Annotated in this window: 5 protein-coding genes and 1 rRNA gene; 1 reads left to right on the top strand and 5 read right to left on the bottom strand. The window is 69.5% G+C overall.

From position 1 onward, the window contains the following. Positions 1–158 precede the first annotated feature (158 nt). From AC0QR5_RS15945 to AC0QR5_RS15930, 4 genes are all read right to left on the bottom strand, one after another. Positions 159–1,684, bottom strand: a 16S ribosomal RNA gene (locus tag AC0QR5_RS15945). Between the two features lie 462 nt (positions 1,685–2,146). Beyond that, positions 2,147–5,911: a 1,4-alpha-glucan branching protein GlgB gene (glgB, locus tag AC0QR5_RS15940; protein WP_329862755.1), complete on the bottom strand. Its 3,765-nt coding sequence runs from the start codon at positions 5,909–5,911 to the stop codon at positions 2,147–2,149. Beyond that, entirely contained in the window at positions 5,908–7,674 is a 1,767-nt protein-coding gene (gene treS, locus AC0QR5_RS15935; RefSeq protein ID WP_329862758.1) for a maltose alpha-D-glucosyltransferase, read from the bottom strand. The genes glgB and treS overlap by 4 nt, the downstream gene beginning before the upstream one ends. Then, a complete protein-coding gene (locus tag AC0QR5_RS15930) occupies positions 7,674–9,758 on the bottom strand; it encodes an alpha-1,4-glucan--maltose-1-phosphate maltosyltransferase (protein WP_329862760.1) in 2,085 nt (694 codons plus the stop codon). The genes treS and AC0QR5_RS15930 overlap by 1 nt, the downstream gene beginning before the upstream one ends. Before the next feature lie 110 nt (positions 9,759–9,868). Here AC0QR5_RS15930 and glgP point away from each other — a divergent pair, with 110 nt between their 5' ends. Next, entirely contained in the window at positions 9,869–12,469 is a 2,601-nt protein-coding gene (gene glgP, locus AC0QR5_RS15925) for an alpha-glucan family phosphorylase (protein WP_329862762.1), read from the top strand. 36 nt (positions 12,470–12,505) lie between these two features. Here glgP and glgX read toward each other — a convergent pair whose 3' ends face one another. Beyond that, on the bottom strand, positions 12,506–14,602 hold the full coding sequence (glgX, locus tag AC0QR5_RS15920) for a glycogen debranching protein GlgX (RefSeq protein ID WP_329862764.1): 2,097 nt from the start codon (positions 14,600–14,602) through the stop codon (positions 12,506–12,508). Positions 14,603–14,604 lie beyond the last annotated feature (2 nt).

Below are 14,604 nucleotides of genomic sequence, written 5' to 3'. Positions count from 1 at the left end.
CTCACGAACAGGGGACCAGCAAGATCCCAGGCCACGATTCATCGACATTCCACCCATGAGCGCCCGCCCACCAACATCCGTGGCGGCAACGGGCAAACACTGAACACCACCACCAAAGGACATGCATCCCCGGCGGACAAGTGCTAGCTGCTCCTTAGAAAGGAGGTGATCCAGCCGCACCTTCCGGTACGGCTACCTTGTTACGACTTAGTCCCAATCGCCGGTCCCACCTTCGACGGCTCCCTCCCACAAGGGGTTGGGCCACCGGCTTCGGGTGTTACCAACTTTCGTGACTTGACGGGCGGTGTGTACAAGGCCCGGGAACGTATTCACCGCAGCGTTGCTGATCTGCGATTACTAGCGACTCCGACTTCATGGGGTCGAGTTGCAGACCCCAATCCGAACTGAGACCGGCTTTTTGGGATTAGCTCCACCTCACAGTATCGCAACCCTTTGTACCGGCCATTGTAGCATGCGTGAAGCCCAAGACATAAGGGGCATGATGATTTGACGTCGTCCCCACCTTCCTCCGAGTTGACCCCGGCAGTCTCCCATGAGTCCCCGGCATAACCCGCTGGCAACATGGAACGAGGGTTGCGCTCGTTGCGGGACTTAACCCAACATCTCACGACACGAGCTGACGACAACCATGCACCACCTGTGAACCGGCCCCAAAGGGGAAGGACTGTTTCCAGCCCGGTCCGGCCCATGTCAAGCCTTGGTAAGGTTCTTCGCGTTGCATCGAATTAATCCGCATGCTCCGCCGCTTGTGCGGGCCCCCGTCAATTCCTTTGAGTTTTAGCCTTGCGGCCGTACTCCCCAGGCGGGGCACTTAATGCGTTAGCTACGACGCGGAAAACGTGGAATGTCCCCCACATCTAGTGCCCAACGTTTACGGCATGGACTACCAGGGTATCTAATCCTGTTCGCTCCCCATGCTTTCGCTCCTCAGCGTCAGTTACTGCCCAGAGACCTGCCTTCGCCATCGGTGTTCCTCCTGATATCTGCGCATTTCACCGCTACACCAGGAATTCCAGTCTCCCCTACAGCACTCTAGCCTGCCCGTACCCACCGCAGATCCGGGGTTGAGCCCCGGACTTTCACGGCAGACGCGACAAACCGCCTACGAGCTCTTTACGCCCAATAATTCCGGATAACGCTCGCGCCCTACGTATTACCGCGGCTGCTGGCACGTAGTTAGCCGGCGCTTCTTCTGCAGGTACCGTCACTTGCGCTTCTTCCCTACTGAAAGAGGTTTACAACCCGAAGGCCGTCATCCCTCACGCGGCGTCGCTGCATCAGGCTTGCGCCCATTGTGCAATATTCCCCACTGCTGCCTCCCGTAGGAGTCTGGGCCGTGTCTCAGTCCCAGTGTGGCCGGTCACCCTCTCAGGCCGGCTACCCGTCGTCGCCTTGGTAGGCCATTACCCCACCAACAAGCTGATAGGCCGCGAGCCCATCCCCAACCAATGAATCTTTCCACCAACACACCATGCGGTGGCCGGTCATATCCGGTATTAGACCCAGTTTCCCAGGCTTATCCCAGAGTCGGGGGCAGGTTGCTCACGTGTTACTCACCCGTTCGCCACTAATCCACCCAGCAAGCTGGGCATCATCGTTCGACTTGCATGTGTTAAGCACGCCGCCAGCGTTCATCCTGAGCCAGGATCAAACTCTCCGTAAAAAAATACAGACACAACCAAACCCACAGGAAAATGCGGACCCAGCTGCACCAAGTCAAAAAATCCCGGCAAAAAACCCTCCCAGCACCACGGGGGTGGCACCAGAAAAGCCATTCACCAATACAAAAATCGGTGTCAACAAACATGGCACACTATTGAGTTCTCAAACAACAGACACATCCAGCCTCCACAACCAACCCAACCGGCCGGCTGCTGCGCTCTGGAGCAACTTTTCTAACTTACCCTTCCAGCTTCCGGGAGTCAAATCGACTCTCACTGCTGCTGTCCGGGTAGGTGGTGCGCGGGCCGTTCTCGCTGCCCTTTCGGGCTGCTCTCCGGCGTCCGGCGCGAGATAAAACTATACGCGCACTTCGGGCGGGAAGACAAATCGGGGCTTCCGCCGCACAAGAAGGCCCCGGAATCCGCGGGATTCCGGGGCCACGGGCACCACGTGGGCGTCCCGGCTAGGCCTGGGCGGCCTCGGCGTTCCTGGTGAAGTAGACCACACCGAGCGGAGGCAGGCTGACGACCGCGTGCGCGGGTTGGCCCTTCTCCTGCTCCGGCACCGCCACGACGGCGCCGGCATTGCCGACGCCCGAGCCGCCGTACTCCTCGGCATCGGTGTTCAGCACCTCGCCCCATTCACCGGCGGACGGCAGGCCCAGCCGGTAACCGTGCCGGGGCTCGCCGGAGAAGTTGGCGACCGCCACGAGCGGCTCGCCGGAGGCGGACCAGCGGATGAAGGCCACCGTGTTGCCGGCGCCGTCGTGGGAGTCGATCCACGTAAAGCCCGACGGATCGTTGTCCTTCTCCCACAGTGCCGGGCGCTCCGCATAGACGGCGTTGAGCCCGCGCACGAGCAGTTGGACTCCCCGGTGCTGGTGGGTGTCGGCGAGCCACCAGTCGAGCCCGTGCTGCTCGCTCCACTCGGCCTCCTGGGCGAACTCGGTGCCCATGAAGATCAGCTGCTTGCCCGGGTGGGCCCACTGAAACGCGAGGTAGGCGCGGACCTGGGCGAGCTGGCGCCAGCGGTCCCCCGGCATACGGCGCAGCAGCGAGCCCTTGCCGTGGACGACCTCGTCGTGGCTGATCGGCAGCATGAAGTTCTCGGTCCACGCGTACACGAGCGAGAAGGTGAGCTTGTTGTGGTGGTGCACCCGGTTGATCGGGTCCTCGCCCATGTACTCGAGCGAATCGTGCATCCAGCCCATGTTCCACTTGATGCCGAAGCCGAGCCCTCCGGAGGACGTCGGCCGGGTCACGCCGTCGAACGCCGTGGACTCCTCGGCGACCATCACGATCCCCGGACAGACCCGGTAAGCGGTCGCCGTGGCCTCCTGCAGGAAGCCGATGGCCTCGAGGTTCTCCCGCCCGCCGTGGACGTTGGGGTACCACTGGCCGTCTTCGCGCGAATAATCGAGGTAGAGCATCGAGGCGACGGCATCGACGCGCAGCCCGTCGATGTGGAACTCCGTGAGCCAGTACAGGGCGTTGGCCACCAGGAAGTTGCGCACCTCGTTGCGGCCGAAGTCGAAGATCAGCGTCCCCCAGTCGGGGTGCTCGCCCCGGCGCGGATCGGCGTGCTCGTAGAGCGGCTCGCCGTCGAAGCGCGCCAGCGCCCACTCGTCTTTCGGGAAGTGCGCCGGCACCCAGTCCAGGATGACGCCGATGCCCGCCTGATGCAGTTTGTCCACGAGGTACCGGAAGTCGTCCGGGGAGCCGAAGCGGGAGGTCGGCGCGTAGTAGCCCGTGACCTGGTAGCCCCAGGACCCGCCGAACGGGTGCTCGGCGACGGGCATGAACTCCACGTGCGTGAAGCCCTGCCAGGACACGTACTCGACGAGCTGTTCCGCGAGCTCGCGGTACCCGAGCCCCGGACGCCACGAGCCCAAGTGGACCTCGTAGACGCTCATCGCCGCCTGGTGCGGGTCCTTCGCCGCCCGCGCCGCCATCCAGTCCGCGTCCTGGAATCCGTAGTTTGACTCGGTCACGACGGAACCCGTCAGCGGCGGGACCTCCGTCTGGCGTGCCAGCGGGTCGGCCTTCTCCCGCCAGTGCCCGTCGCGGCCGAGGAACTCGAACTTGTAGACCGCGCCCGCGGCGACTCCGGGGATGAACAGCTCCCAGACACCCGAGTGGCCGAGCGAGCGCATGGCGTGCACGGAGCCGTCCCACGCGTTGAAGTCGCCCTTGACGCGGGCGGCCCGGGCGTTCGGTGCCCAGACGGCGAAGCTCGTGCCGGTGCTGTCGCCGAGCGAGGAGTGGTAGCGGCGCACGTGGGCGCCGAGCGCGGTCCACAGCTTCTCGTGGCGCCCCTCGCCGATCAGGTGCAGGTCCACCTCGCCGAGGGTCGGCAGGTAGCGGTAGGGATCGTCGACGGTCTGCGGTTCGCCGCCCGCGTAGGCGACCTCGATCCGGTAGTCCGGGACGTGCCCCTCGCGCCCGCTCGGCGGCAGAACGGCCACCCAGATCCCGCCGTGCTCGTGCCGCATGGGGAACGCGCCGTCGGCCGTGACGACGGCGACCGATTCCGCGAGGCGCCGCAGGGACCTCACCGTGAGGTGCCCGGTGGCGTCCAGGTGCGCACCGAGCACGGCGTGCGGCGCGTGGTAGGCGCCGTGCGCCACGGCCTCCAGCACGTCGCCGGCCACCGGCAGCGGCTGCGCCGGCGCGGAGGCCGGCGTGGAGGCCGGCGCGACCGCGGGTGTGGACGGTTCGTTGGGTGTGCTCATGACGGACAGTACCTCCTGGACGGCGGACGCCGGGACGGATACCCACGACGGCCGGTTTTGCAGCTCGTAAACGACTTCGTACAAGGCCTTGTCCAGCCAGAGCCCTAGGAACAGGGGCGATCCGGTGTCCACCGCGGTCCCCGACTCGGCCTCGTAGCCGGTCAGGAAGGCCTTGCGGGCGCGCGCCGACCACTCCCGGGCGGCGCGCTCGGCGTCCTCGGCGGCGCCGGGCGCCCGCGCCGCGATCGCGCCGGCGTAGTCGAAGGAGCGCAGCATGCCCACGACGTCGCGTAGCGGGACGTCGGTGCCCGTGCGCTCCCCGGCCGTGCGCAGCGGCTCCCCCTCGAAGTCGAGGACCACCCAGCCGCGCCCCTCGGCGTGCAGGACCTGGCCCAGGTGGTAGTCGCCGTGGATGCGCTGCAGCGGCGGGAGCATTGCGGCCGCGCCGTCGAGCCCGTCCAGGACCGCCCTGAACGCGCCCTCGAAGGGCCCGACGGCGGCGCCTGCCTTCTGCCAGCCCCACTGGAGGCGGTGGCGCAGGGAGTCCACGAAGCCGTCCCCTTCGGCCCCCGGGGCCGGCGCCGATCCGGCCACACGGGCCAGGTCGCGGTGCAGGCGGGCGGTCGTGCGGCCGATCTCCTCGGCCTGCGGCGTGAAGTCCAGCCCGTCCAGCGCCGCCGCGCTCGCGGTGCGCCACGCGTCCTGGCTGCCGCCGATGAACTCCCGCAGGACGCCGAGCGCGCCCGAGGCCGGGCCGTCGGGTCCCGTCCAGTCGGCGGTCAGCGAGCCGTAGGTCAGGGGCACGTCGAAGGACCCGCCGTCGGTGAGCAGCGAGCCGAGTTCGACGTCGGGATTGGTGCCGGTGGCGGGCAGGCGGAAGAACTTGGCGATGACGTCGCCCTCGACGGATTCGACGACCACGGAGGTGTTGGACTGCTCGCCGTGCAGCACGCCCGCCGAGATCCCGCCATCGAACGGCGCCCGCTCGTCGAAGCCGGCGGCCGCGTGACCGGCGAATCCGGGGCCCGCCCCGCCGGTGCGGACGAGCTCGAGCCAGGCGGCGACGAACGCGGGGTCGTGCGTGCCGTCGTAGACGTGCCACGCCGCGGCGGCCCGGCGGCCGGGCGCGGGCAGGACACCGATCAGCGCCTGCGGGGCGCCGGCGTCGTCCGCCGTCGTCTCGGCGGCCCCGAGCGGCACGCGGCGGTAGGACAGGGGGACGTGCACGACGGCGGACGGGACGGCGCTGGCCCGCGGCGCCGGCGCGTCGGGCGCGGGGACCGGGACGGCAGCGTCCCGCTCCGGGGCGGGAGACGCCACCGGGGAGGGAAACACGCCGAGGAGGACGGATTCGAGCTCGACCCCGTCGGCCGGCGAGGGCAGCGGCACCGTTCCGACGCGCCGGAGCGCGAAGCCCGTGCCGCGCTCGGGGAACCAGCGCTGGCCGCGCAGCCACGCGGAAAGCAGGTCCAGCAGCGGCGCGTCCTCGTCGGTCATGGTGCGGGCTCCTCCCGGCGGATCAACGGCATCGACTGGGTCGCCGGCGACTGGGCGTCGGAGCGCGGGGAGCGCAGCCGGAGCCAGAAGAAGCCCTGCGAACCCAGGGTCATCACGAGCCTACCGTCAGCCCCGATGGCCGGGAACACCGTGCCGCCGAAGACGTCGCGCAGGCCGCGTCCGGCGTAGTCCGGCAGGTCCAACGTGGTCGCCACCGGATGCTGGGAGAGGTTGTAGACGCACAAGACCGATTCGCCCTCGCCGTGATCGGCCTGCTCGGGCGGCAGCTCGCGCAGGAACGCCAGGACGCTCTCCGCGCTCGCGGGCACGTTGCGGTAGCCGCCGAGCCCGAAGACCTGGTGGCCGCGGCGCACGCCGAGGACCTGCCGCAGCCAATGCAGCATCGAGCCGGAGTGGGCGAGCTGCTGCTCGACGTTGACGTTGGCGAAGTTGAAGACGAGCGACTGGACCACGGGCAGGTACAGCTTGCCCGGGTCCGCCGTGGAGAATCCGGCATTGCGGTCGGGATTCCACTGCATCGGCGTGCGGGAGGCGTCGCGGTCCTCGAGCCAGATGTTGTCGCCCATGCCGATCTCGTCGCCGTAGTAGAGGAACGGCGAGCCCGGCAGGGCCAGCAGGAGGGCGTGGATCAGCTCCAGTTCGGCCCGGGAGTTGTCCAGCAGGGGGGCCAGGCGACGCCGGATGCCCACGTTCGCGCGCATGCGGGAGTCGGGCGCGTACCAACCGAGCATCGCCTCCCGTTCCGCCGACGTCACCATCTCGAGCGTGAGCTCGTCGTGGTTGCGCAGGAACGTGCCCCACTGGGTCCCCTCGGGGATCGCCGGGGTCTCCTCCATGGTCTCGATGATGGGCGCCGCGAGCTGGTCGCGCAGCGCGTAGAAGAGCTTGGGCATGATCGGGAAGTGGAAGCACATGTGGCATTCCGGCTCCTCGGCCGAGCCGAAGTACTCCACGACCTCGTGCGGGGGCTGGTTTGCCTCGGCGATGATGACGCGCCCCGGGTACTCCTCGTCCACGAGGCGGCGCAGCTCGCGCAGGAACGCATGCGTCGGCGGGAGGTTCTCGCAATTGGTCCCCTCCTCCTCGAAGAGGTACGGGATCGCGTCCGCGCGGAAGCCGTCGACGCCGAGGTCCAGCCAGTAGCGGACCACGTCGAACATCGCCTGGTGGACCTTCGGGTTCTCGAAGTTCAGGTCCGGCTGGTGGTGGAAGAAACGGTGCCAGAAGAACTGCCGGCGCACCGGATCGAACGTCCAGTTGGACTCCTCCGTGTCCACGAAGATGATCCGTGCGTCCTGGTACTTCTCGTCCGTGTCCGACCAGACGTAGAAGTCCCCGTACTCGCCGTCCGGATCGCTGCGCGAGGCCTGGAACCACGGGTGCTCGTCCGAGGTGTGGTTCATCGGCAGGTCGATGATGATCCGCAGCCCGCGGGCGTGCGCCTCGGAAACCAGGCGGCGGAAGTCCGCGATCGTGCCGAACTCGTCCAGGACGTCGTAGTAGTCGGAGATGTCGTATCCTCCGTCCCGCAGCGGGGACTTGAAGAACGGCGGGAGCCACAGGCAGTCCACACCGAGCCACTGCAGGTAGTCGAGCTTGTCGATCAGCCCGTCCAGGTCGCCACTGCCGTCCCCGTTGCCGTCGGAGAAGGCCCGGACCAGGACCTCGTAGAACACCGCCTTGCGGTGCCATTGGGGGTCGTGGGAGAGGCCGGGGGCGCTGAGCTGGTACGGATTGACCACTAGGCGTTCCTCCTGAGGTGCAGCACGTGGGCGGGTTCGTGGTGGGGGTCGAGGCGGACGTAGTTGTGCGCGCCCCACTGCCAACTCTCGCCGGTGAGCAGGTCGTCGACCGTGAAGCGGCCCTCCGCGTCGAGGTCCTCCGGACGCAGGCCGAGCGCCTCCAGGTCCAGCGTCACGGTCGACTCCCGGGCACCGTGCGGATCGGTGTTGACCACGACGATCACGGTGTCCACCGCCTCGCCGCCGCCCGTCCCCCGGGGCGCGGCCCCGGCGTCGTACTCCGCGGACAGCACCCCGGCGGGCGTGCGCGGACGGGACTTTGAATAGACGACCGTCGCGTCGTCCGTGCTCGAGTGCAGCACGAGGTTCTCGAGGGCGCCGAGCGCCGGATGCGATCGCCGGATCTCGTTGAGCCGGCGCAGGTACGGGGCGAGCGAGCGGCCCTGGGCCTCCGCGGCCGCGAAGTCGCGGGGCTTGTACTCGAACTTCTCGTTGTCGATGTACTCCTCCGCGCCCGGGCGGGCGACGTGCTCGTACAGCTCGTACCCCGCGTACACGCCCCAGAGGGGGCTCGCCGTGGCCGCGAGGACCGCGCGGATCTTGAACGCCGCCGGCCCGCCGAACTGCAGGTACTCCGTGAGGATGTCCGGCGTGTTGACGAAGAAGTTGGGCCGGAAGTAGGCCGGGCTCTCCGCCGAGACCTCGCCGAAGTACTCCTCGAGCTCGGGCTTCGTGTTGCGCCACGTGAAGTAGGAGTAGGACTGCTGGAAGCCGACGCGGCCCAGGGCGTGCATCATCGCCGGGCGCGTGAACGCCTCCGCGAGGAACACCGTGCCCGGGTGCGCCTTGTTGACTTTCGCGATGAGCCATTCCCAGAACCACAGCGGCTTGGTGTGCGGGTTGTCGACGCGGAAGATCCGCACGCCGCGCTTGATCCACAGCTTCACGACGCGCAGGACCTCGCGGCTGAGCCCGCGCGGATCGTTGTCGAAGTTCAGCGGGTAGATGTCCTGGTACTTCTTCGGAGGGTTCTCGGCGTACGCGATGCTCCCGTCGGCCTGCGTCGTGAACCACTCGGGATGCTTCGCGACCCACGGGTGGTCGGGGGAGGCCTGCAGGGCCAGGTCCAGGGCCACCTCGAGCCCCAGCGACGTCGCCTTGTCGACGAACGCCGCGAAGTCCTCCGCGGTGCCGAGGTCCGGGTGGATCGCGTCGTGCCCGCCCTCGGGGGCGCCGATCGCCCATGGCGAGCCCGGATCCTCCGGACCCGCGGTGAGCGTGTTGTTGCGGCCCTTGCGGTGCGTGCGGCCGATCGGATGGATCGGGGGGAGGTAGACGACGTCGAAGCCCATCGCCGCGACGGCGTCCAGGCGGTCGGCGGCCGTGCGGAACGTTCCCGAGACGTAGCGGCCCGTCACCGGATCGTAGACCGCGCCTTCAGAGCGCGGGAAGAACTCGTACCAGGCCCCGCGGCCGGCGCGCTCGCGCTCGGCCTCGATCGGGAAGCGGCCGCTCGAGCTCACGAAACGCCGGATCGGCGCCCGGCGCAGGACCTCGAGGAGCTCCTCCGAAGCGCCCGCGGCCAGGCGCGCCTCGACGGACGCCGACGCGTCGGCAAGCGCCGCGGCCGCGCGCTGCACGATGGCGACGTCGGCCGCCGTCCACGCCGGGTCCGGGTCCTCCGCGGCCCCGCTGAACAAGCGGGCCCCCTCGGCGAGCATGAGCTCCGTGTCCACGCCGGCCGCGATCTTCACGGTGGCCGCGTGGTGCCACGTGCCGTAGGGGTCGTCCCACGCCTCGACCTCGAAGGTGAACAGTCCCTCGGCCGGCGGGCGCAGCCAGGCCGTCCACGAGTCAGTGCCGGGAGCCCCCGGAGCCATCCGGACGCGTTGGAGCTCGCCGCCGTCGGCACCGTAGAGCACCGCCGTCGCGCCGAGCCTGTCGTGTCCCTCGCGGAAGGCCGTGGCGGTGACGCGGACGTCCTCGCCGGGAATCGCCTTGGCAGGGACGCGTCCCCCTTCCACGACCGGCTGGACCTGGGTCACGGGGATGCGGCCGTAGAGGGCCTGCTGTCCTTTGCTCACGAGGTAGACGCTAGCGACTTATCGCCGCCTTGGCCAAGGACCCCGGTCATTTTCCACGGTTTTACGGGAATGAAATACACGGGGCATGCCCGTGCGCTACGGTTCAGGGTGTGAAGGCGATTCGACGTTTTACCGTACGCACCGTCCTGCCGGAGCCCATTGCCGGGTTGGCCGCACTCGCGGCCAACCTCCGCTGGTCCTGGCACGAACCCACGGCCAGGCTCTTCCGGAGCCTGGACCCCGACGCGTGGGAACGCGTCCACGAGGATCCCGGCGCCCTGCTCGGGACGTTCGACCGGCAGCGGCTCGACGCCCTCGCCGCCGACGAGCGCGTCGTGGCCGAGGTGGCCGGGCTCGCCGCCGGACTGCAGGAGTACCTCACCGAGCCGCGCTGGTACCAGGGGCTCGACGACGCCCCGGCCGCCATCGCCTACTTCTCCCCCGAGTTCGGGATCACCGCCGCGCTGCCCCAGTACTCCGGTGGCCTCGGCATCCTCGCCGGCGACCACCTCAAGGCGGCGAGCGACCTCGGCGTGCCCATCGTCGGCGTCGGACTGCTCTACCAGGCCGGCTACTTCAAGCAGTCCCTGGCCCGCGACGCGTGGCAGCAGGAGACCTACCCCGTCCTGGATCCGCACGGCCTGCCCCTGACGCTCCTGCGGGAAGAGGACGGATCGCCCGCGATCGTCACCCTGCCCCTGCCCGACGGACGCCAGCTGCACGCGCAGGTCTGGCGCGCCGACGTCGGACGCGTCCCCCTGCTCCTCCTGGACTCCAACACGGCGCGGAACGACGACGCGGCCCGCGGCATCACGGACCGGCTGTACGGCGGCGGCGGCGACCACCGGCTCATGCAGGAGCTCCTGCTGGGCATGGGCGGCGTCAAGGCCCTGCGCGCCTTCTCCCGGATCACCGGCGCCCCCGCGCCCGAGGTCTTCCACACCAACGAGGGCCACGCCGGCTTCCTGGGCGTCGAGCGGATCCGGGAGCTCATGGACACGGGGCTGACGTTCCCCGAGGCCCTGTCCTCCGTCCGCTCCGCGACCGTCTTCACGACCCACACGCCGGTCCCGGCCGGGATCGACCGCTTCGAGGCCCTCCAGGTGGCGCACTTCCTGCGCGCCGGGCTGGCCCCGGGCGTGCCGCTCGAGGACATCCTCGGCCTCGGCGCCGAGAACTACGCCGGCGGGGACCCCGCCACGTTCAACATGGCCGTCATGGGGCTCCGGCTGGCCCAGCGGGCCAACGGCGTGGCGAAGCTGCACGGCCGCGTCTCGCGCGGGATGTTCTCCGGGCTGTGGTCCGGCTTCGACGCCGACGACGTCCCCATCGGCTCGGTGACCAATGGCGTGCACGTGCCGACGTGGGTCGACCCGAAGATCACCGAGTTCGCGCGGGAGCGCTTCGGCGCGGACGCCGTGACCGGGCGCGAGTGGGCGCGGGCCGCGGACGTGGACGACGCCGAGCTGTGGGGCCTGCGGCGCGAGCTGCGCATCCAGCTCATCGAGGACGTGCGGCGGCGCCTGCGCTCCTCGTGGCGCAAGCGCGGCGCCTCGGAGGCCGAACTCGCGTGGACCGGCTCGGTCCTGGACCCCGACGTCCTCACGATCGGGTTCGCACGGCGCGTGCCCACCTACAAGCGGCTCACGCTCATGCTCCGCGACCCGGACCGGCTCAAGGCCCTGCTGCTGCACCCCGAGCACCCGATCCAGCTCGTCGTCGCCGGCAAGTCCCACCCTGCCGACGAGGCCGGGAAGAAGATGATCCAGGACCTGGTCCGCTTCACGGACGATCCCGAGGTCCGCCACCGGATCGTCTTCCTGCCCAACTACGACATGCGCATGGCGCGGACCCTGTTCCCCGGCTGCGACGTCTGGCTCAACAACCCGCTGCGCCCGCTCGAGGCCTGCGGCACCTCCGGCATGAAGGCCGCCATCAACGGCGCCCTGAACCTCTCGGTCCTGGACGGCTGGTGGGACGAGATGTACGACGGCGAGAACGGCTGGGCCATCCCGACGGCACCCGCCGGGGCCTCGCCCGAGGAGCGCGACGACATCGAGGCCTCCGCCCTCTACTCGCTCCTCGAACGCGAGGTCGCCCCGCGCTTCTACGGCCGGGAGCCGGCCGTCTCGGCCGGCGCGGCCGGCCCCTCGGAGACGGAGTACGACGGCGTGCCGCACCAGTGGGTGCGGATGATCAAGCACACGCTCGCGGACCTGGGGCCGAAGGTCTCCGCCACGCGCATGGTGCAGGACTACGTCAACGGCCTCTACGTCCCGGCCGCCGGCTCGGGGCGCGCCGCGTCCGCCGACCGCCACGCCGCCGCGCGCGAGCTCGCCGCCTTCGGCGCGCGCGTCAAGCAGGCCTGGCCCGGCGTCGTCGTGGAGCACGTGGACTCGGTGGGCATCGGCGAGGAGCCGCGCATCGGCGACGCCTTCGGCGTGAACACCTACGTGCGTCTCGGCGGGCTCTCGCCGGACGAGGTCCTGGTGCAGAGCGTGCACGGCGCCGTCGGGGACGGGGACGACCTCACGGACACCGCGGTCACGACGCTCGAGCTGGCCGAGGACCTCGGGGACGGGCGCTACCTGTTCTCCGGCACCCTGCATCTGGAGCGCTCGGGCGCCTTCGGCTACGGGGTCCGCGTGGTGCCGAGGCACCCGGCGCTCGCCTCGATCGCGGAGCTCGGGCTCATCGCCCAGCCCCGCTGATCCCCGGAGGGGCCGGGAAGTGCTGGCCCGGCCGCGTCAGGCGCGGAAGACCGCGACCGAGTTCGCCTCGATGAGGTCGGACTCCCCGGGGTGCAGCACCGCGCCGCGGCGCCGCTCGGCCGCCGGGGCCGTGCTGAAGCGCAGCTCGAAGCCGGACAACGGGCGGTCGTTGCCGCGGAAGTCCCGCAGCGAGAGCCGCGTCGGCATGGTCACGGAGACGTCCTCGACGCCGCCGTTGAACACCACGAGCCCGTCGATCTTCCCCGACAGGGAGCCGAGCAGCAGCTGGACGACCCGGGTGTCCGGGTTGTTCCACTCCTCCTGCGGCATCGGCTGCCCCTGCGCGTTGAACCACAACAGGTAGGAGCTGTCCTCGCGCGACGGGTACGTGTAGGGCTGCCCGGCCAGGAACTCGCGGCGGATCTTCAAGAGCGCGCGGGTGGTCTTCAGCATCGCCTGCTGCTGGCCCGCGAGGTTCCAGTGCAGCCACGTCGTCTCGTTGTCCTGGCAGTAGGCGTTGTTGTTGCCCTCCTGCGTCTTGCCGAACTCGTCGCCGGCCGTGATCATCGGGACGCCGAGGGAGAGCAGGAGCGTGGCCATGACGTTGGACGCCGTTTGCCGGCGCTGCGACTGGACCCGCTCGTCGCCCGTCTGGCCCTCGACACCGTGGTTGAAGCTGTTGTTGTGGTTGTGGCCGTCCCGGTTCTCCTCGCCGTTGTCCTCGTTGTGCTTGCGGTCGTAACTGACCAGGTCGCGCAACGTGAAGCCGTCGTGGGCCGTGACGAAGTTGATGGACGCGAGCGCGCCGCGGCCGGACGGGGCGAAGACCTCGCGGGAGCCGGCGAGGACGCCGGCGAGCTTGGCCACGGACTGGCCCGGCTCTCCCGCGAGCAGGCGCCCGCGGTCGGCGACCCAGAACTCCCTCACGGTGTCGCGGTACTTGTCGTTCCAGTCGGCGAAGCCGCGCGGGAAGCGCCCGGTCTGCCAGCCGCCCATCGCCACGTCCCACGGTTCGGCGATGAGCTTGGTCCCGGTGAGGGACTTGCTCGCACCGAGGGCCACGAGGAACGGGTGCTGGGGCGTGAAGTGGTTGTTCACGTCGCGCCCGAGGGACACGGCGAGGTCGAAGCGGAAGCCGTCGACGTGGTACTCCTCGACCCACATCCGCAGCGAGTCCATGGCCATGCGCACCACGGCCGGCTCGTTGAAGTCCAGCGTGTTCCCGCATCCGGTCGTGTCGAAGTAGTGTCCGTCCGCCGTGTGCCGGTAGTAGTGGCCGTCCGCGAGGCCGCGCCAGGACAGCGTCTTCTGCTCCTTGCCGCCCTCGGCGGTGTGGTTGAACACGACGTCGAGGACCACTTCGATCCCCGCTGCGTGGAGCAGCTTGATCATGCCCTTGAGCTCGTCCTGGACGGCCTTCGGCCCGGCGGCCCGCGCCGCCGCCGTCGCGTACTCGGTGTGCGGCGCGAAGAAGCCCAGCGTGTTGTAGCCCCAGTAGTTGGGCAGCCCGAGCTCCTGCAGGTGCGGTTCGTCGACGTGGAAGTGGATGGGCAGCAGCTCCACCGTGGTGACGCCGAGGTCCGTCAGGTACTCGATCATCGCCGGGTGGGCGAACCCGGCGTACGTGCCGCGCAGCTCCTCGGGGACGTCCGGGTGCAGCATCGTCTGGCCCTTGACATGGGCCTCGTAGACGACGGTGTCCCGCCAGGGGACGTGGGGGCGCCGGTCCTGGCCCCAGTCGAATCCGGTCTCGACGTGCGTGCCCCAGTACGCCCCGGCGTCGTCCTCCTCGATGGCCCGCGCGTACGGGTCCACGAGGAGCTGCCCGTCCCCGGGCAGTTCGGCGCCGTGCGCCCAGAACGCGTAGCGGGCGCCGGGACGCAGGCCCTCGACGGTCCCGTGGTGGACGCCGTCGGTCTGGTCGAAGAGCCGGGCGCAGGCCAGCTCGCCGACGGGATCGGTGTACCAGACGTCGACGGATTCGAGCGCGGGCGCGAACACGGCGATGTTCACGGCGTCCGGAAGGTCCGGGACGCCGGGAGCGGCCTCGGCGACGCCGAGGGGGAAGGGGCGGGAGAAGTGCCCGTGGACGCCGTGAAGGCGCGCGGGAACCTCGTCGGTGGGTTGTGCCACGG

Source organism: Arthrobacter sp. J156, assembly GCF_056172865.1.
The sequence above is the reverse complement of the archived record's forward strand: the minus strand, read 5'-3'. Positions and strand labels throughout refer to the sequence as shown.